The organism is Streptomyces sp. NPDC002156 (genome assembly GCF_053593675.1).
In genome coordinates this window covers 1-17,952 of the sequence record NZ_JBSFDA010000198.1, presented here as the reverse complement: position 1 = coordinate 17,952, position 17,952 = coordinate 1, and the positions used below count along the sequence as shown (strand labels likewise).

At 69.8% G+C, this 17,952-nt stretch carries 17 protein-coding genes; 13 read left to right on the top strand and 4 right to left on the bottom strand.

Annotated features, from left to right (window positions below; genetic code table 11):
• Positions 1-95: 95 nt before the first annotated feature.
• Genes ACWCRB_RS43295 through ACWCRB_RS43280 form a run of 4 tightly spaced genes read right to left on the bottom strand, consistent with a single transcriptional unit; the run spans position 96 to position 3,629 of the window.
• Positions 96-719, bottom strand: a complete 624-nt coding sequence (locus tag ACWCRB_RS43295) for a response regulator (protein WP_451001326.1) — start codon at positions 717-719, stop codon at positions 96-98.
• Complete coding sequence (locus ACWCRB_RS43290) at positions 716-1,960, bottom strand: sensor histidine kinase (RefSeq protein ID WP_451001325.1); 1,245 nt, start codon at positions 1,958-1,960, stop codon at positions 716-718. Before ACWCRB_RS43290 ends, ACWCRB_RS43295 begins: the two co-directional genes overlap by 4 nt.
• Positions 1,918-2,766: an ABC transporter permease gene (locus ACWCRB_RS43285; protein ID WP_451001324.1), complete on the bottom strand. Its 849-nt coding sequence runs from the start codon at positions 2,764-2,766 to the stop codon at positions 1,918-1,920. Before ACWCRB_RS43285 ends, ACWCRB_RS43290 begins: the two co-directional genes overlap by 43 nt.
• Positions 2,763-3,629 (bottom strand): ABC transporter ATP-binding protein, encoded by an 867-nt coding sequence (locus ACWCRB_RS43280; RefSeq protein WP_451001323.1) that lies wholly within the window; start codon positions 3,627-3,629, stop codon positions 2,763-2,765. The genes ACWCRB_RS43285 and ACWCRB_RS43280 overlap by 4 nt, the downstream gene beginning before the upstream one ends.
• 139 nt (positions 3,630-3,768) lie before the next feature.
• Between ACWCRB_RS43280 and ACWCRB_RS43275 the strand changes: the two genes are divergently transcribed.
• From ACWCRB_RS43275 to ACWCRB_RS43215, 13 genes are all read left to right on the top strand, one after another.
• Complete coding sequence (locus ACWCRB_RS43275; protein ID WP_451001322.1) at positions 3,769-4,422, top strand: vitamin K epoxide reductase family protein; 654 nt, start codon at positions 3,769-3,771, stop codon at positions 4,420-4,422.
• A 44-nt stretch (positions 4,423-4,466) separates the two neighbouring features.
• Positions 4,467-5,822: a replication-associated recombination protein A gene (locus ACWCRB_RS43270; protein WP_451001321.1), complete on the top strand. Its 1,356-nt coding sequence runs from the start codon at positions 4,467-4,469 to the stop codon at positions 5,820-5,822.
• 310 nt (positions 5,823-6,132) lie between these two features.
• Positions 6,133-6,747 carry a 30S ribosomal protein S4 gene (rpsD, locus tag ACWCRB_RS43265; RefSeq protein ID WP_153291663.1) on the top strand — a complete coding sequence of 205 codons (615 nt, stop codon included), beginning with the start codon at positions 6,133-6,135 and terminating at the stop codon, positions 6,745-6,747.
• A gap of 217 nt (positions 6,748-6,964) precedes the next feature.
• A complete protein-coding gene (locus tag ACWCRB_RS43260; protein ID WP_451001320.1) occupies positions 6,965-7,411 on the top strand; it encodes a DUF948 domain-containing protein in 447 nt (148 codons plus the stop codon).
• An 8-nt stretch (positions 7,412-7,419) separates the two neighbouring features.
• Complete coding sequence (locus ACWCRB_RS43255; RefSeq protein WP_451001319.1) at positions 7,420-7,779, top strand: hypothetical protein; 360 nt, start codon at positions 7,420-7,422, stop codon at positions 7,777-7,779.
• Positions 7,779-10,451: an alanine--tRNA ligase gene (gene alaS, locus ACWCRB_RS43250; protein WP_451001318.1), complete on the top strand. Its 2,673-nt coding sequence runs from the start codon at positions 7,779-7,781 to the stop codon at positions 10,449-10,451. Before ACWCRB_RS43255 ends, alaS begins: the two co-directional genes overlap by 1 nt.
• Before the next feature lie 17 nt (positions 10,452-10,468).
• Entirely contained in the window at positions 10,469-10,933 is a 465-nt protein-coding gene (ruvX, locus tag ACWCRB_RS43245; RefSeq protein ID WP_369032126.1) for a Holliday junction resolvase RuvX, read from the top strand.
• A gap of 125 nt (positions 10,934-11,058) precedes the next feature.
• A complete protein-coding gene (gene mltG / locus ACWCRB_RS43240) occupies positions 11,059-12,837 on the top strand; it encodes an endolytic transglycosylase MltG (protein ID WP_451001317.1) in 1,779 nt (592 codons plus the stop codon).
• Positions 12,812-13,666 (top strand): shikimate dehydrogenase, encoded by an 855-nt coding sequence (locus ACWCRB_RS43235; RefSeq protein ID WP_451001316.1) that lies wholly within the window; start codon positions 12,812-12,814, stop codon positions 13,664-13,666. Before mltG ends, ACWCRB_RS43235 begins: the two co-directional genes overlap by 26 nt.
• 167 nt (positions 13,667-13,833) lie before the next feature.
• A complete protein-coding gene (gene aroC, locus ACWCRB_RS43230) occupies positions 13,834-15,018 on the top strand; it encodes a chorismate synthase (RefSeq protein WP_369032023.1) in 1,185 nt (394 codons plus the stop codon).
• A gap of 29 nt (positions 15,019-15,047) precedes the next feature.
• Positions 15,048-15,530: a shikimate kinase gene (locus ACWCRB_RS43225; RefSeq protein WP_369032127.1), complete on the top strand. Its 483-nt coding sequence runs from the start codon at positions 15,048-15,050 to the stop codon at positions 15,528-15,530.
• Complete coding sequence (gene aroB, locus ACWCRB_RS43220) at positions 15,527-16,621, top strand: 3-dehydroquinate synthase (RefSeq protein WP_451001315.1); 1,095 nt, start codon at positions 15,527-15,529, stop codon at positions 16,619-16,621. The genes ACWCRB_RS43225 and aroB overlap by 4 nt, the downstream gene beginning before the upstream one ends.
• A gap of 195 nt (positions 16,622-16,816) precedes the next feature.
• Positions 16,817-17,758, top strand: coding sequence for a Pro-rich N-terminal domain-containing protein (locus tag ACWCRB_RS43215; protein WP_451001314.1), 942 nt, complete (start codon positions 16,817-16,819; stop codon positions 17,756-17,758).
• The last annotated feature ends 194 nt before the right edge of the window (positions 17,759-17,952 follow it).

Below are 17,952 nucleotides of genomic sequence, written 5' to 3'. Positions count from 1 at the left end.
AGGACAAGGCCCGTTCAGGGCCGTGGGGGGTCTGGGGGCGCAGCCCCCAGGGGACGGGAATGGGTAGGGGCGGCGGGGGCGAGAAGACGCGGGCGTCAGTCCAGCAGGCCGTGCCGCATCGCGCTCGTCACCGCTGCCGTGCGGTCGTCCACCCCCAGCTTTCCGAACGCCCGCAGCAGATGCGTCTTCACCGTCGACTCCCCGATGAACAACCGCCGCCCGATCTCCGCGTTCGTGCACCCCTCCGCCACCAGCCGCAGCACCGCCGTCTCCCGCTCCGACAGCCGGGGCCGCTCAGGCCGCGCCCGGAGCTGGTCCACCAGCCTCGCCGCCACCGACGGCGCCAGTACCGTCTCGCCGCGCGCCGCCGCCCGTACGGCGTCCGCCAGTTCACCCCGCGGGAGATCCTTCAGCAGGTAGCCCGCCGCTCCCGCCTCCACCGCCCGCAGGATGTCCCGGTCCGTCTCGTACGTCGTCAGGACGATCACGCGGCACGGCAGCCCGGCCTCGCTCATCCGGACGATCGAGTCCACGCCCCCACCGCCCGGCATCCGCAGGTCCATCAGCACGATGTCCGGCCGCAACTCCGCCGCCAGCGCCTCCGCCTGGGGCCCGCTCGACGCGTCGGCGATCACATCGAGGTCGGGTTCGGCGCTGAGCATCGCGCGCAGGCCCTCCCGTACTACGGGATGGTCGTCGGCCAGGATGATGCGGATCACGGCTCGCTCCTCAGGGCAGCAGGGGAAGGTACGGGCAGTCCTACCGTCACCGTCGTGCCCTCGCCCGGTGCGCTGCGGATGCGTACCGTCCCGCCCGCCTCCGCCGCCCGCGCGCTCAGCCCCGCCAGACCGTAGCCGTCCCGGACGGCGTCCGTGTCGAAGCCGCAGCCCTCGTCCCGTACGGCGAGAGCGAGCCGCTCCTCCTCGTACGTCAGCTCGATGGTGACCGCCGTCCCACTGCCCGCGTGCTTCCGCGCGTTCGCCAGGGCCTCCTGGCAGGCGCGAAGCAACACCACCTCCTGGCCGGCCGGGAGCGGGCGTACGGGACCCGTCACGGTCAGCGTCGCCTCGTTGCGGTCGGCCAGGCGGTGCAGGGCGTCCGGGAGTGTGGCGCCCTCCAGGTCGGCCGGTGCGCCGCCGGCCACCAGGGCGCGGGCCTCGGCGAGGTTCTGGCGGGCCGTCTCCGCCATCAGGGACAGATGACGGCGGGCCTGCGGGACGTCGTCGTCCAGCTCCGCCTCGACCGCCTGGACCAGCATCAGCAGACTGGTGAAGCCCTGCGCGAGCGTGTCGTGGATCTCCCTCGCCATGCGTTCTCGCTCGGCCAGGGCTCCGTGTGCCGTCGACAGGCGAGTGAGTTCGTGGCGGCTCGCGTCCAGCTCCGCGATCAACTCCGCCCGTTCCTGGCTCTGTTCGATCACCTTGATGACCCAACTGCCCACCGCCACCGAGAAGACCAGCGTCACCAGCGCGAACACCGTGTTGAAGAACACGTCGTGGTCGCTGGGCCACCACAGCAGCGCCCAGCCCACCACCGGCGCGATGTTGATGACGGTCACGGCCGCCAGCGCCCAACGCAGCCGCAGGGTCATGAAGCACTGCGGGACCAGCGCGAAGGCCATCAGGCGCGTCTCGCCGACCAGGATCGCCGAGGGGAGGAACAGGGCAAGAGACGCGAGCAGGTAGCGCAGCGACCGGTGTTCGTCCGGCGGGTCGCTCTGGAGGATCACGCGGCCCCAGCCCACGTACATCGGTATCAGGGGGAGCAGCAGCGCGGCCGCCGTCACGCGTACCGGCCACCCCGGGTAGTTCGTGCCGAGCACGAACACCAGGGTGGCCAGCCAGACGACGGCGAAGTACGTGTCCCAGAGCCGGAACGAGCGGTCCCAGGTGTACGCGCCGCGGGGCTCGGAACCGTTCACCCGTCGCGCCGGTTCTTCCAGCGGAAGGTCAGCAGGCACAGCAGCAATCCTCCGACGCACCACGCCCCCAGGACCAGAGCGACGCGTCCGAACTCCCAACTCCCCGTCTGTTCGAGGACGCGGGCCGAGTCGGGCAGGAACACCCCGCGCAGACCCTGGCACATCCACTTCAGCGGGAACAGGGCGCCGATGTTCAGCATCCAGTCGGGAATCGTGTCGATCGCGATGTACACCCCGGAGATGAACTGCAGTACCAGGAACGGGAGTACGACCACGGAGGTCGCGCTCTTGCCCGATTTCGGGACGGAGCTGATCGCGATGCCGAGCAGCGCGCACGCCGTCAGACCGAGGACGAAGATCCAGGCGAACTCCGCCCACCGGCCCACGTCCGAGGGGAGGTCCACGTCGTACAGCGTCGTGCCGACCAGGAGCAGGATCACCGTCTCCAGGAAGCCGGTGACCAGGACCAGCCAGATCTTGCCGAGGAAGTACGCGGCCGGGGGCATCGGCGTCCCGCGCAGCCGGCGCAGCACCCGTTCGTCGCGCTCGATCGCGATCGAGATGCCCAGGGACTGGAAACTTGTCGACATGATGCCTGCGGCCATCATCGCCGGGACGTACAGCTGCGAGGCGGTGATGCCGGCCGCGTCGATGTCGTCGCTGAAGATCGACGCGAACAGGAACAGGAAGACGACCGGGAAGGCGAACGTGAACACCACCTGGTCGCGCATCCGGAAGAACTGCTTGATCTCCAGCGCGCCCCGCTGCAGGCCCAGACTCCAGGCCGAGGGGAGGCGGATGTCGGATTCCCTCTCCGCGCGGGTTCGTACGGTCGCCGTCGTCATCGCGTGTCCTCCTGTCCGGTCAGCCGGAGGTAGACGTCCTCCAGGGTCGGGCGGCTCACCCGCAGGCCGGGGATCTCGCCGTCGAAGCGGTGCGTGAGTTCCGTGACCGTGCGGGTCGGCGTCTTCGTGCGGGTGACGTGAGGGGTGCCGTCAGCCTCCGTCCACTCGACGGTCGCCTCGGTGCCGTGGCGCTCCCGCAGTGCGGCCGGCTCGCCCTCGGCGACCACCCGGCCCGCCGAGACGATCGCCAGCCGGTCTGCCAGCACCTCGGCCTCCTCCAGGTAGTGCGTGGTGAGGAGGATCGTCGTTCCCTCGTCGGCGAGGGTGCGGATCAGGTCCCAGAACTGGCGGCGGGCCGCCGGGTCGAAACCCGTCGTCGGCTCGTCCAGGAGCAGCAGTTCCGGGCCGCCGATCACACCGAGCGCCACGTCGAGACGGCGTCGCTGGCCGCCCGACAGCTCCTTGATCCGGCTGCCCGCCTTCCGCTCCAGACCGACCAGCCCGATCACCTGCTCCGGGTCCCGCGGCGCCGGGTAGTAACGGGCGAAATGACGTACGGTTTCGCGGACCGTCAACTCGGCGGGTGCCGATTCGTCCTGCCAGACGATTCCGACACGTGAGCGCCACGCGCGCGTGCCCGTCGCCGGATCCGAGCCCAGTACGGAGACCTCGCCCGCGTCCCGGGTCCGGTTGCCCTGGAGGATCTCCACGGTGGTGCTCTTGCCCGCGCCATTGGGCCCCAGCAGGCCGAACACCTCGCCCTGGCGGATGCCGAGATCGATGCCGTCCACGGCGGTCACGTCCCCGTACCGCTTGCGCAGTCCCCGTACGGCCACCGCGAGGTCTTTCGCGTGTGTTGTCATGCCGTCGAGCCTCGTCCCGAACCGAGCCCTCCGGGACGACCAGGCGTACCTCCTTATGTCCACCGAACGGTGGACACGCGCCCGCGTGCGGCACAATGACCGTGCCCGCCAACCCCCCTCGAAGCAACGGAACGGCGTGATGACCAAGACGATGATGAAGGACGGCGTCTCCACCGACCAGCCCGAGCCTGCCGAGGCCGCGCGCTCGGTGGGCGCCAGCCGTGCGTTCGCCGTGATGCTGTTGCTCACCGGCGCGGCCGGACTGCTCGCCGCATGGGTCATCACGATCGACAAGTTCAAGCTGCTCGAAGCCAAGGCCGAGGGCAAGACGTTCACCCCCGGGTGCAGCCTCAACCCCGTGGTGTCCTGCGGCAGCGTCATGGAGAGCAAGCAGGCCGCCGCCTTCGGGTTCCCCAACCCGATGATCGGCCTCGTCGCCTACGGCATCGTCATCTGCGTCGGCATGAGCCTGCTCGGCCGGGCCCGCTTCCCGCGCTGGTACTGGCTCACCTTCAACGCGGGCACCCTCTTCGGCGTCGGATTCTGCACCTGGCTGCAGTTCCAGTCCCTGTACCGGATCAACGCGCTGTGCCTGTGGTGCTCCCTCGCCTGGGTCGCGACGATCATCATGTTCTGGTACGTGACCTCGTTCAATGTGCGGAACGGTTTCATCCCGGCCCCGAAGTGGCTCAAGAGCTTCTTCGGCGAGTTCACCTGGGTCGTGCCGGTCCTGCACATCGGCATCATCGGCATGCTGATCCTGACCCGCTGGTGGGACTTCTGGACCAGCTGACGGCGCCGGTCCGGCTGTCAGTGCCGTGACATAGGGTTTTGGACGTGGAGCCCGACCTGTTCACCGCCGCAGCAGAAGCACGCCAGGAGAAGGACCCGTCCGGAAGCCCCCTGGCCGTGCGGATGCGCCCGCGTGTCCTCGACGAGGTCGTGGGCCAGCAGCATCTGCTGAAGCCGGGGTCGCCGCTGCGCAGGCTCGTCGGCGAGAGCGACGGCGGACCGGCCGGGCCTTCGTCCGTGATCCTCTGGGGACCGCCCGGCACCGGAAAGACGACCCTCGCGTACGTCGTCTCCAAGGCCACCAACAAGCGCTTCGTCGAGCTGTCGGCGATCACCGCGGGCGTCAAGGAGGTCCGCGCGGTCATCGACGGGGCCCGCCGCGCCACCGGCGGCTTCGGCAAGGAGACCGTCCTATTCCTTGACGAGATCCACCGCTTCAGCAAGGCCCAGCAGGACTCCCTGCTCCCCGCCGTCGAGAACCGCTGGGTGACCCTGATCGCGGCGACCACGGAGAACCCGTACTTCTCCATCATCTCGCCTCTTCTCTCCCGCTCCCTCCTCCTCACCCTCGAACCCCTCACGGACGACGACCTGCGCAGCCTGCTGCGCCGCGCGGTCGCCGACGAGCGTGGTCTCAAGAGCGCCGTCACCCTCCCCGAGGACACCGAGGAACACCTGCTGCGGATCGCCGGCGGAGACGCCCGCCGGGCCCTGACCGCCCTGGAGGCCGCCGCCGGAGCCGCGCTCGACAAGGGCGACGCGGAGATCGCGCTCCAGACACTGGAGGAGACCGTCGACCGCGCGGCCGTGAAATACGACCGCGACGGCGACCAGCACTACGACGTGGCCAGCGCCCTCATCAAGTCGATCCGAGGCTCCGACGTCGACGCGGCCCTGCACTACCTCGCCCGCATGATCGAGGCCGGCGAGGACCCCCGCTTCATCGCCCGCCGTCTGATGATCTCCGCCAGCGAGGACATCGGCCTCGCCGACCCCAACGCCCTGCCGATAGCCGTCGCCGCCGCCCAGGCCGTCGCCATGATCGGCTTCCCGGAGGCCGCCCTCACCCTCAGCCACGCCACCATCGCCCTCGCCCTGGCCCCCAAGTCCAACGCCGCGACGACGGCGATCGGCGCCGCCATGGAAGACGTACGCAAGGGCCATGCGGGACCCGTGCCGATGCATCTGCGGGACGGGCACTACAAGGGCGCCGCCAAACTCGGCCACGCGCAGGGGTACGTGTACCCGCACGACCTGCCGGAAGGCATCGCCGAACAGCAGTACGCCCCGGAGGAGCTGAAGGACCGCCGGTACTACGAACCGACCCGGCACGGAGCCGAGGCCCGGTACGCGGACGCCGTCGAGTGGACCAGGAAACACCTCGGTCGCAAGCGGTCCTGAGCACGCTGTAGAATCCTGCGCAGTGCTGAGTCCCGTGTCCGGCTTCGGTCGGCGCCTCAGGCGGGACAACCAGCCGGATCTTCATGATCCAGGAGCGTCGCGCACCTTCGTAGGTGTCGCGGGCAGCCCACCACCACCCGGAGTCCCGGGACCGGTCGGTGGGCCGTTCGTGTGCTGCACGTATGTGCCCAGAACTAGGGGAACGGCTGCCCGGCAAGTCCCTCGGCGACGAGTGGACGAGACGGGAATCCCCGGCTGCGGATGCGACCTCCCGTAACCCTGAGGCAGCCGAAAAGGAAAAGGAAAAGAAGTGGCGAACCAGTCCCGCCCCAAGGTCAAGAAGTCGCGTGCCCTCGGCATCGCGCTGACCCCGAAGGCCGTCAAGTACTTCGAGGCCCGTCCCTACCCGCCGGGTGAGCACGGTCGTGGCCGCAAGCAGAACTCGGACTACAAGGTCCGTCTGCTGGAGAAGCAGCGTCTGCGCGCGCAGTACGACGTGTCCGAGCGCCAGCTCGTCCGCGCCTACGAGCGTGCCTCCAAGGTCCAGGGCAAGACCGGTGAGGCCCTGATCATCGAGCTGGAGCGTCGCCTCGACGCGCTGGTCCTGCGTTCGGGCATCGCCCGCACGATCTACCAGGCCCGCCAGATGGTCGTCCACGGCCACATCGAGGTCAACGGCCAGAAGGTCGACAAGCCCTCGTTCCGTGTCCGTCCCGACGACGTCGTGATGGTCCGCGAGCGCAGCCGCAGCAAGACGCTGTTCGAGGTCTCCCGCGCCGGTGGCTTCGCCCCCGACGGCGAGACCCCGCGCTACCTTCAGGTGAACCTCGGCGCCCTGGCGTTCCGCCTGGACCGCGAGCCGAACCGCAAGGAGATCCCGGTGATCTGCGACGAGCAGCTCGTCGTCGAGTACTACGCCCGCTGATCCAGCGGCTGTAGTACCACGCAGCACCGGCTTCGCGCCTTCGGCCCGTCGTTTCCCCGCCCTCACCGGCGGGGGAGCGGCGGGCCTTCGCGTACGACCTCGCGTACGGAGGGCCGCCTTCGGCGCGATAGGGTCGGAGCGACTTTCGAAGTATCCAGAACGTGTGTGACGTACCCCCAGAACACAGTCGATCTACGAGCGCAGAGAGCGGTGCGGTGTGACCGGTGGAGAGGTTGCCGGGATCCTGGTGGGCGTCTTCTGGGCGATCCTGGTCTCCTTCCTCGCCGTGGCGCTGGTGAGGCTGGCCCAGACGCTCAGGGCGACCACCAAGCTGGTCGCGGAGGTGACGGAACAGGCCGTGCCGCTGCTGGCCGACGCCTCCCAGGCCGTGCGCTCCGCGCAGACGCAGATCGACCGGGTCGACGCCATCGCCACCGACGTCCAGGAGGTCACCTCCAACGCGTCGGCGCTCTCCACCACCGTCGCCTCGACGTTCGGCGGCCCGCTCGTCAAGGTCGCCGCGTTCGGATACGGCGTACGCCGGGCGATGACCCGCACCAGGACCGACGAGGCGCCCGCGCCCGAACGGGTCCGGCGCACGGTCGTCGTCGGCCGCACGGTACCGGCCCCGAAGGGCTCCAAGCGCCGCAGGCAGAAGGGCTGAACCCCGCGATGTTCCGCCGTACGTTCTGGTTCACCGCGGGTGCCGCGGCCGGTGTGTGGGCCACCACCAAGGTCAACCGCAAGCTCCGCCAGCTGACCCCCGAGCACCTCGCCGCGCAGGCCGCCAACAAGGCGATCGAGGCCGGACACCGGGTCAAGGACTTCGCCCTCGACGTACGGGCCGGGATGGTCCAGCGTGAGGCCGAGCTGGGCGAGGCCCTCGGGATCGCCGAATCCCCGGGCCGCGCGTTGCCCCCGCAGCGGCGGGTCGCCGCCCTCGACCGTGGGCCGGAAAACCTGAAGCACGATGAGAAGCACTACGGGATGCTGGACAACACGCACCCGTACAACCGGAATGAGGACCACTGATGGAGTCGGCTGAAATTCGTCGCCGCTGGCTGAGCTTCTACGAGGAGCGCGGTCACACCGTTGTCCCTTCGGCGTCGCTCATCGCGGACGACCCGACTCTCCTCCTGGTCCCCGCCGGCATGGTCCCCTTCAAGCCGTACTTCCTCGGCGAGGTCAAGCCGCCGTGGGCCCGCGCCACCAGCGTCCAGAAGTGCGTCCGCACGCCCGACATCGAAGAGGTCGGCAAGACCACCCGGCACGGCACCTTCTTCCAGATGTGCGGCAACTTCTCCTTCGGCGACTACTTCAAGGAAGGCGCGATCACCTACGCCTGGGAGCTGCTCACCTCGCCCCAGGACAAGGGCGGTTACGGGCTCGACCCGGAGCGTCTGTGGATCACGGTCTACCTGGACGACGACGAGGCCGAGACGATCTGGCGCGACAAGATCGGCGTCCCCGCCGAGCGCATCCAGCGCCTCGGCAAGAAGGACAACTACTGGTCCATGGGCGTCCCCGGGCCCTGTGGACCCTGCTCCGAGATCAACTACGACCGCGGTCCCGAGTTCGGCGTCGAGGGCGGCCCGGCCGTCAACGACGAGCGGTACGTGGAGATCTGGAACCTCGTCTTCATGCAGTACGAGCGCGGTGAGGGCACCTCGAAGGAGGACTTCGAGATCCTCGGCGACCTGCCGAGCAAGAACATCGACACGGGCCTCGGCCTGGAGCGGCTCGCCATGATTCTGCAGGACGTGCAGAACATGTACGAGATCGACACCTCCATGGCCGTCATCAAGAAGGCCACCGAGCTGACGGGCATCGAGTACGGCGCCGCCCACGCCTCCGACGTCTCCCTGCGCGTGGTCACCGACCACATGCGTACGTCCGTGATGCTCATCGGCGACGGTGTCTCGCCCGGCAACGAGGGCCGCGGCTATGTGCTGCGCCGCATCATGCGCCGCGCCATCCGCAACATGCGGCTGCTGGGCGCCACCGGGCCGGTCGTGCAGGACCTCATCGACGTCGTGATCGCCATGATGGGCCAGCAGTACCCGGAGCTGGTCAGCGACCGCAAGCGCATCGAGACCGTGGCCCTCGCCGAGGAGGCCGCCTTCCTCAAGGCCCTCAAGGGCGGCACCAACATCCTCGACACCGCCGTCACGGAGACCAAGGCCGCCGGTGGCCAGGTCCTGTCCGGCGACAAGGCCTTCCTGCTCCACGACACCTGGGGCTTCCCGATCGACCTCACCCTCGAAATGGCCGCCGAACAGGGCCTTTCCGTGGACGAGGACGGCTTCCGGCGCCTGATGAAGGAACAGCGGGACCGCGCCAAGGCCGACGCCAGGGCCAAGAAGACCGGCCACGCCGACATGGGCGCCTACCGCGAGATCGCCGACGCCGCCGGTGAGACCGAGTTCGTCGGGTACGACCGCACCGAGGGCGAGTCGACGGTCGTCGGCATCCTTGTCGACGGTGTTTCGTCGCCTGCTGCCACCGAGGGCGACGAGGTCGAGATCGTCCTCGACCGCACCCCGTTCTACGCCGAGGGCGGCGGCCAGATCGGCGACACCGGGCGTATCAGGATCGACACCGGTGCCGTCATCGAGATCCGCGACTGCCAGAAGCCCGTTCCTGGCGTGTACGTCCACAAGGGCGTCGTCCAGGTCGGCGAGGTGACCGTCGGCGCCAAGGCCCAGGCCGCCATCGACGTGCGCCGCCGCACGGCCATCGCCCGCGCCCACTCGGCCACCCACCTCACCCACCAGGCCCTGCGTGACGCTCTCGGCCCGACGGCCGCCCAGGCCGGTTCAGAGAACCAGCCCGGCCGGTTCCGATTCGACTTCGGCTCCCCGTCCGCCGTACCGACGGCCGTGATGACCGACGTCGAGCAGCAGATCAACGAGGTGCTCGCCCGCGACCTGGACGTGCACGCAGAGATCCTCAGCCTCGACGAGGCCAAGAAGCAGGGTGCCATCGCCGAGTTCGGCGAGAAGTACGGCGAGCGCGTGCGCGTCGTGACCATCGGCGACTTCTCCAAGGAGCTGTGCGGCGGCACGCACGTCCACAACACTTCGCAGCTCGGCCTGGTCAAGCTGCTCGGCGAGTCGTCCATCGGTTCGGGCGTGCGCCGTATCGAGGCCCTGGTCGGCGTGGACGCCTACAACTTCCTCGCCCGGGAGCACACGGTCGTCGCCCAGCTCCAGGAGTTGGTCAAGGGACGTCCGGAGGAGCTTCCCGAGAAGATCTCCGCCATGCTCGGCAAGCTGAAGGACGCCGAGAAGGAGATCGAGAAGTTCCGCGCCGAGAAGGTCCTCCAGGCCGCCGCCGGGCTGGCCCAGGGCGCCAAGGACGTCAACGGCGTCGCCCTGGTCACCGGTCAGGTGCCGGACGGCACGGGCGCCGACGACCTGCGCAAGCTGGTCCTCGACGTGCGCGGCCGCATCCAGGGCGGCCGGGCCGCCGTGGTCGCCCTCTTCACGACGGCCAACGGCAAGCCGCTGACGGTCATCGCCACCAATGAGGCCGCCCGCGAGCGCGGTCTCAAGGCCGGCGACCTCGTCCGTACGGCCGCCAAGACCCTCGGCGGCGGCGGTGGCGGCAAGCCGGACGTCGCCCAGGGCGGCGGTCAGAACCCGGCCGCCATCGGCGAGGCCGTCGACGCCGTCGAACGCCTTGTGGCGGAAACGGCCAAGTGAGCGACGACGGAAGCACCCTGCGCCGCGGCCGTCGACTCGCGATCGATGTCGGGGACGCCCGGATCGGGGTCGCCTCGTGCGACCCCGACGGGATCCTCGCCACCCCGGTGGAGACGGTCCCCGGCCGGGACGTTCCCGCAGCTCATCGCAGGCTGAAGCAACTCGTCGACGAGTACGAACCCATCGAGGTCGTCGTCGGTCTCCCTCGCTCCCTCAAGGGGGGCGAGGGCCCCGCCGCCGTGAAGGTCCGTGGCTTCGCTCAGGAGTTCGCCCGCCTGATCGCCCCCGTCCCGGTACGGCTGGTGGACGAGCGGATGACGACGGTGACGGCCAGTCAGGGACTGCGTGCCTCGGGCGTGAAATCGAAAAAGGGCAGATCGGTCATTGACCAGGCTGCGGCCGTGATCATCCTGCAACAGGCCCTCGAATCCGAACGGGTGTCAGGTAAAGCACCCGGCGAGGGCGTCGAAGTGGTCATCTGATCGCGATACGGTAACGTTCCGCGCGATTGTGGCTCTGTTCGAACAGTAGCCGCACGATAAGAGGCGGAACGGTAGCGGTGATGTGGGCGCCGCGTGATCGGCCGCCTCGCGGCTCTAGGGGATCGATGACTGAGTATGGCCGGGGCCCAGGCTCCGAACCGTGGCATCCGGAGGACCCGTTGTACGGGGACGGCGGATGGGAAGGACAGCAGGCCCAGGCCGACCAGTCCTCCTACGACGGCCAGCATCAGCACTACCCCCAGCAGCAGTCGCAGCAGCAGCCGCAGTACGGCGACTGGGGCACCGACGGCCAGCAGGCCGCGTACGACCAGGCGCAGCAGCAGTACGCGCAACAGCAGTACCAGCAGCACGCCCAGAACCAGCAGTACCAGCAGCAGCACTACCCGCAGCAGCAGTACGGCGGGCAGGCCCACCAGCAGTACGTCGATCAGGGTCAGCAGCAGTACGCGGGCGGCGGTTGGGACGCCGGTCAGCAGGCGCAAGTGCCCTACACCGCCGACCCCATGGACCCGTACGCCCAGCAGGCAGCCGCGTACGGCGGCCAGCAGCCCGACTACTACGGCACTCCTGACGCGTATCCGCCGCCGGAACCGCCGGCCAGGCGCCGTCCCGAGCCGGAACCCGAGCCCGAGCCGGAACCGCAGACCGGCTGGGACCCCGGTCCCGACCAGGGTGAGCACGCCTTCTTCGCGGGCGGTGACGATGACGACGAGCCCGACGACGAGGCGGAGGGGCGTCGGGGCCGCGGTGACCGGAAGGGCCGGGACGGCGACAAGGGCGGGAAGAGCGGCAAGACCAAGAAGGGCCGCAGCGGGATGGCCTGCCTGGTGGTCGTCCTGGTGTTCGGTGGTGGCATCGCCGGAATCGGGTATTTCGGGTACCAGTTCTACCAAAATCGTTTCGGCGCGGCGCCCGACTTCGCCGGCGACGGCACGAGCGCGACGGTGACCGTCGAGATCCCCAAGGGCGCGGGCGGCTACCAAATCGCCCAGGCGCTGAAGGAGAAAGGTGTCGTCAAGAGTGTCGACGCCTTTGTTGCCGCCCAGTCAGAGAATCCCAAGGGGAAGACGATCCAGGCCGGCGTGTATGTCCTGAACAAGGAGATGTCCGCCAAGAGCGCCGTCGCGCTGATGCTCGACCCCAAGAGCCAGAACAATCTGATCGTCGCGACGGGATGGCGCAACGTCCAGGTCTACGCGGCGATCGACAAACAGCTCGGCCTTGCCAAGGGCACCACGGCGAAGGTTGCCAAGGCGGAATACAAGAGCCTCGGACTTCCGGACTGGGCGAACGACAACGAGGACATCAAGGACCCGCTGGAAGGTTTTCTCTACCCGGCGACCTATCCCGCCGCCAAGGGCATGAAACCTGCGGACGTCCTGAAGGAAATGGTGGCGCAGGCCAACGCGAAGTACGGCACGCTCGACCTCGAAGCCAAGGCCAAGGAACTGGACCTCGACGGTCCGCTGCAGGTCATCACGGTCGCGAGCCTTGTTCAGGCCGAGGGTGTGACGCACGACGACTTCAAGAAGATGGCCGCCGTCGTCTACAACCGCCTCAAGACGTCGAACGACATCACCAACCAGAAGCTCGAATTCGACTCGACGTACAACTACCTCAAGAACCAGAGCAAGATCGATATTTCGACGTCGGAGATCCGGAACTACGACGACCCGTACAACACGTACTTCTACAAGGGGCTGCCGCCCGGGCCGATCGGAAATCCCAGCGACGACGCGCTGAAGGCGGCGCTGAGTCCCGACAGCGGTGGATGGATGTTCTTCATCTCCCTCGACGGCAAGACGACGAAGTTCACCAAGACCTTGTCCGAACACGAAGAGTTGGTCCGGCAATTCAATGCACAACGCAACAGCGGCAGCTGAGCACGGAGGGCCACGCCGGGCCGCCGTGCTCGGTTCCCCCATCGCTCACTCCCTCTCCCCGGTGCTGCACCGCGCCGCCTACGGCGAGTTGGGGCTCACCGACTGGACGTACGACCGCTTCGAGACCGACGAGGCGGCGCTGCCGGAATTCCTGGGCGGCCTCGGCCCCGAGTGGGCAGGGTTGTCGCTGACGATGCCGCTGAAGCGGGCGGTCATTCCGCTGCTCGACGAGATCAGCGAGACGGCCGCGTCGGTCGAGGCTGTCAACACCGTCGTGTTCGGCGCGGACGGGCGGCGCGTCGGCGACAACACCGACATCCCCGGGATCGTGGGCGCCCTGCGTGAGCACGGCATCGAACAGGTCGACTCCGCCGCGATCCTCGGCGCCGGCGCCACCGCCTCCTCCGCCCTTGCCGCGCTCGCCCGGATCTGCACCGGCGAGGTCGTCGTCTACGTCCGTAACGAGGCCAGGGCCGCCGAGATGCGGCAGTGGGGCGAACGCCTCGACATCGAGGTCCGTACGGCGGACTGGGCGGACGCGGCCCGGGCGCTGCACGCCCCGCTGGTGATCGCCACCACCCCGGCCGGCGCGACGGACGCGCTGTCCGGTGCCGTACCGGAACGGCCCGCGACCCTCTTCGACGTGCTCTACCACCCCTGGCCAACCGATCTGGCGGCCCGTTGGTCGGCGTACGGCGGGGCGGTCGTCAGCGGACTCGACCTGCTGGTGCACCAGGCGGTGCTTCAGGTGGAGCAGATGACCGGGCGCGTCCCGGGTCCGCTGGGCGCCATGCGCAGGGCGGGCGAGAAGGCGCTCGCCGACCGCTGAACCTGTTGCGTTCCGCGTCCGTCTGCTGGACCGCCGACCAGGTGTCCGGCCCGGACGTGGGAGGATCGGGAGTGGCGGGCCAGGGCCGCGCACCCGGTCACGCCGTCGACGTACGCGAGGACGCGCGTACGCAGGGCAGTACCAGGGCGCGAGTATGAGGAGCACCGTTGAGCAGGTTGCGCTGGTTGACCGCGGGGGAGTCCCACGGTCCCGCACTCGTCGCGACGCTGGAGGGCCTGCCGGCCGGCGTGCCGATCACCACCGAGTTGGTGGCGGACCACCTGGCGCGGCGGCGGCTCGGCTATGGGCGCGGTGCCCGGATGAAGTTCGAGCAGGACGAGATCACCTTCCTCGGCGGCGTGCGGCACGGGCTGTCGCTCGGCTCGCCGGTTGCCGTGATGGTCGGCAACACCGAGTGGCCGAAGTGGGAGCAGGTGATGGCGGCCGACCCGGTGGATCCGGAGATCCTGGCCGGTCTCGCCCGCAACGCCCCGCTGACCCGGCCGCGTCCCGGCCACGCCGACCTCGCGGGCATGCAGAAGTACGGCTTCGACGAGGCCCGTCCGATCCTGGAGCGCGCCTCCGCGCGGGAGACGGCGGCCCGGGTGGCGCTGGGCGCGGTGGCCCGGTCGTTCCTGAAGGCTGCGGCCGGGATCGAGATCGTCTCGCACGTCGTCGAACTGGCGGCGGCGAAGGCCCCGTACGGCGTCTACCCCAAGCCCTCCGACGTCGAGAAGCTGGACGCGGACCCGGTGCGCTGCCTGGACGCGGACGCGTCGAAGGCGATGGTCGCGGAGATCGACCAGGCCCACAAGGACGGTGACACCCTCGGTGGTGTGGTCGAGGTGCTGGCGTACGGCGTGCCCGTGGGCCTCGGTTCGCATGTGCACTGGGACCGGCGCCTCGACGCGCGCCTTGCCGCCGCCCTGATGGGCATCCAGGCCATCAAGGGCGTCGAGGTCGGCGACGGCTTCGACCTCGCGCGCGTGCCGGGCTCGAAGGCGCACGACGAGATCATCGCCACCGACGACGGCATCCGGCGTGCCACGGGTCGTTCCGGTGGCACCGAGGGCGGTCTGTCCACCGGTGAGCTGCTGCGCGTACGGGCGGCCATGAAGCCGATCGCGACCGTGCCGCGCGCCCTGCAGACCGTCGATGTCGTGACCGGCGAGGCGACGCAGGCCCACCACCAGCGCTCCGACGTGTGTGCGGTCCCGGCGGCCGGGATCGTCGCCGAGGCGATGGTGGCCCTCGTGCTGGCTGACGCGGTCGTGGAGAAGTTCGGCGGCGACAGCGTGCCCGAGACGCGCCGCAATGTGGAGTCGTACCTCGAGCACCTGATCGTCCGGTGAGCGTGGTGCAGATTGTGCTGGTCGGGCCGATGGGCGTCGGCAAGTCCACCGTCGGACGGCTGCTGGCCGAGCGGCTCGGCTGCGCGTACCGGGACACCGACGACGACATCGTCGCCGAGCAGGGCCGCACGATCGCCGACATCTTCGTCGACGAGGGCGAGCCGGTCTTCCGGGCCGTCGAGAAGCAGGCGGTCCAGCGGGCGCTGGCCGAGCACGACGGCGTCCTCGCCCTCGGCGGCGGCTCGATCCTCGACGAGGACACCCGCGAGCTGCTGGCCGGGCACCGCGTCGTGTACCTCTCGATGGACGTCGAGGAAGCGGTCCAGCGCACCGGCCTGAACGCGGCCCGCCCCCTGCTGGCGGTCAATCCGCGCCGGCAGTGGCGGGAGCTGATGGAGGCCCGCCGCCATCTGTACACGGAGGTCGCCCTGGCCGTCGTACCCACCGATGGCCGCACGCCCGAAGAGGTCACCCAAGCCGTCCTGGACGCACTGGAGTTGAAGGAAGCATGAGCAGCGAGGCAGTGACGCGGATCCAGGTCGGCGGCACGGCGGGCAGCGATCCGTACGAGGTCCTGATAGGGCGACAGCTCCTGGAGGAGCTGGGCGGGCTGATCGGGCCCCGGGTGAAGCGGGTCGCGGTGATCCACCCCGAGGCGCTCGCCGAGACAGGTGAGGCGCTGCGCGCCGACCTGGCGGGCCAGGGCTTCGAGACGGTCGCCATCCAGGTGCCGAACGCGGAGGAGGCCAAGACCGTCGAGGTGGCCGCCTACTGCTGGAAGGCGCTCGGCCAGTCCGGCTTCACACGTACCGACGTCATCGTCGGTGTCGGCGGCGGGGCGACCACCGACCTGGCCGGGTTCGTGGCCGCGACCTGGCTGCGCGGGGTGCGCTGGATCGCGATCCCGACGACGGTCCTGGCGATGGTGGACGCGGCGGTCGGCGGCAAGACCGGCATCAACACCGCCGAGGGCAAGAACCTCGTCGGCTCCTTCCACCCGCCCGCCGGTGTGCTCTGCGACCTGGCGGCGCTGGACTCGCTCCCGGTCAACGACTACGTGTCCGGGCTCGCGGAGATCATCAAGGCCGGCTTCATCGCCGACCCGACGATCCTGGAGCTGATCGAGGCGGACCCGCAGGCCGCCCGGACTCCGGCCGGTCCGCACACCGCCGAGCTGATCGAGCGCTCGATCAAGGTGAAGGCGGAGGTCGTCTCCTCGGACCTGAAGGAGTCGGGCCTGCGCGAGATCCTGAACTACGGTCACACGCTCGCGCACGCGATCGAGAAGAACGAGCGCTACCAGTGGCGGCACGGCGCGGCCGTCTCCGTCGGTATGCACTTCGCGGCCGAACTGGGCCGTCTCGCGGGCCGTTTGGACGACGCCACGGCGGACCGCCACCGTACGGTCCTCGAATCCGTGGGCCTGCCGCTGCACTACCGCTACGACCAGTGGCCCAAGCTGCTGGAGACGATGAAGGTCGACAAGAAGTCCCGGGGTGATCTGCTGCGGTTCATCGTCCTGGACGGACTGGCCAAGCCGACCGTCCTGGAGGGACCGGACCCGGCCGTCCTTCTCGCCGCCTACGGCGAAGTGGGGGAGTAGCTCCCGACTCGGGCGCTTGGCCCGATTCGCCTGTGGTGACGGGCACTTGAGACCGCCCCGGGCCGTTCACCAAACGGCGGCCCGGGACGGTACCGTTCGGTTGGGGGTCCCCCCACGCCTTTCGGGCAGTGGGGGAGAGCGGGGTCCGTGCCCCTAGCCAGCGCCAATTGCCTGTACGAGATGGAGTGGCACCGGATGCAGCACGCAGTGGGGTCTCCGCTGCCGCCGCCCCACCAGCCGGGGCAAGGACCGGACGCCGACTGGTCGTCGGCCGCACCGCACGCGGGGCAACAGCCCCCGGGCGCGCACCCGGGTTCCGCACCCCCGAACCGGCCGCCCGCCCCGGCCCCGGTCTACACCGGGGGTGCGCCCTCGGGCCCGGGTCCGGTCTACACGGGGGGAGCCCCGTCGGGCCCCGGCCCGCAGGCACCGCATCCGCCGCTTCCCCGGCACGCTCCCGTTCCGCAGCACGTCCCCGTGCCGCCCCCGCCGGACACCACCGGCCATGTGCCGTTGCCGCAGGGCGACTTCGTCCCGACGCCGGGCCCGCCGCCCGCCACGGGCCCGCTCGATCCGGCCTCCGCGCCCCTTGCCGTGCTGCTGATCGGCCCCGCGGGCGCGGGGAAGACCAGCGTCGCGAAGTACTGGGCGGACCATCGCCGGGTGCCCACCGCGCACATCAGCCTCGATGACGTCCGCGAGTGGGTGCGTTCGGGCTTCGCCGATCCGCAGTCGGGGTGGAACGACCACTCCGAGGCGCAGTATCGTCTCGCCCGCCGTACCTGCGGCTTCGCCGCCCGCAACTTCCTGGCCAACGGGATCTCGTGCATCCTCGACGACGCGGTGTTCCCGGACCGGCCGGTGGTGGGCCTGGGCGGCTGGAAGCGGCACGTAGGGCCCGGTCTGTTGCCGGTCGTCCTCCTCCCCGGCCTGGAGATCGTCCTGGAGCGCAATGCCGAACGCTCCGGCAACCGTCGCCTGACGGACGAGGAGGTTGCCCGCATCCACGGTCGGATGGCGGGCTGGTACGGCTCCGGCCTCCCGATCATCGACAACTCCCAGCTGGACGTACCGGCGACGGCCCGGGTCCTGGACGACGTCCTCGCACGCCTGCTGGCCAGCCCGCCCAAGTGGTAGCGCAGGGTACGCCGGGCGGTGGGTGCGTGCCTGCCGTGCACTGAGCGGCGGCTGCTGGGCCCGGGTGGTCCAAACGAGTGATCGCCCCCGCCGCCCCTACCCATTCCCATCCCTGGGGGCTGCGCCCCCAGACCCCCGCTATCGGCCTGAACGGGCCTCGTCCTCAAACGCCGGACGGGCTGACTGACTCAGCC

Bases quoted from the DNA above. Each gene is read 5' to 3' on its own strand.
- ACWCRB_RS43215 (WP_451001314.1), top strand. From the start codon at position 16,817: ATGCAGCACGCAGTGGGGTCTCCGCTGCCGCCGCCCCACCAGCCGGGG.
- ACWCRB_RS43280 (WP_451001323.1), bottom strand. From the start codon at position 3,629: ATGACAACACACGCGAAAGACCTCGCGGTGGCCGTACGGGGACTGCGC.
- ACWCRB_RS43235 (WP_451001316.1), top strand. From the start codon at position 12,812: ATGCACAACGCAACAGCGGCAGCTGAGCACGGAGGGCCACGCCGGGCC.
- ACWCRB_RS43225 (WP_369032127.1), top strand. From the start codon at position 15,048: ATGGGCGTCGGCAAGTCCACCGTCGGACGGCTGCTGGCCGAGCGGCTC.
- ACWCRB_RS43285 (WP_451001324.1), bottom strand. From the start codon at position 2,766: ATGACGACGGCGACCGTACGAACCCGCGCGGAGAGGGAATCCGACATC.
- mltG (WP_451001317.1), top strand. From the start codon at position 11,059: ATGACTGAGTATGGCCGGGGCCCAGGCTCCGAACCGTGGCATCCGGAG.
- ACWCRB_RS43255 (WP_451001319.1), top strand. From the start codon at position 7,420: ATGTTCCGCCGTACGTTCTGGTTCACCGCGGGTGCCGCGGCCGGTGTG.
- ACWCRB_RS43275 (WP_451001322.1), top strand. From the start codon at position 3,769: ATGACCAAGACGATGATGAAGGACGGCGTCTCCACCGACCAGCCCGAG.
- aroB (WP_451001315.1), top strand. From the start codon at position 15,527: ATGAGCAGCGAGGCAGTGACGCGGATCCAGGTCGGCGGCACGGCGGGC.
- alaS (WP_451001318.1), top strand. From the start codon at position 7,779: ATGGAGTCGGCTGAAATTCGTCGCCGCTGGCTGAGCTTCTACGAGGAG.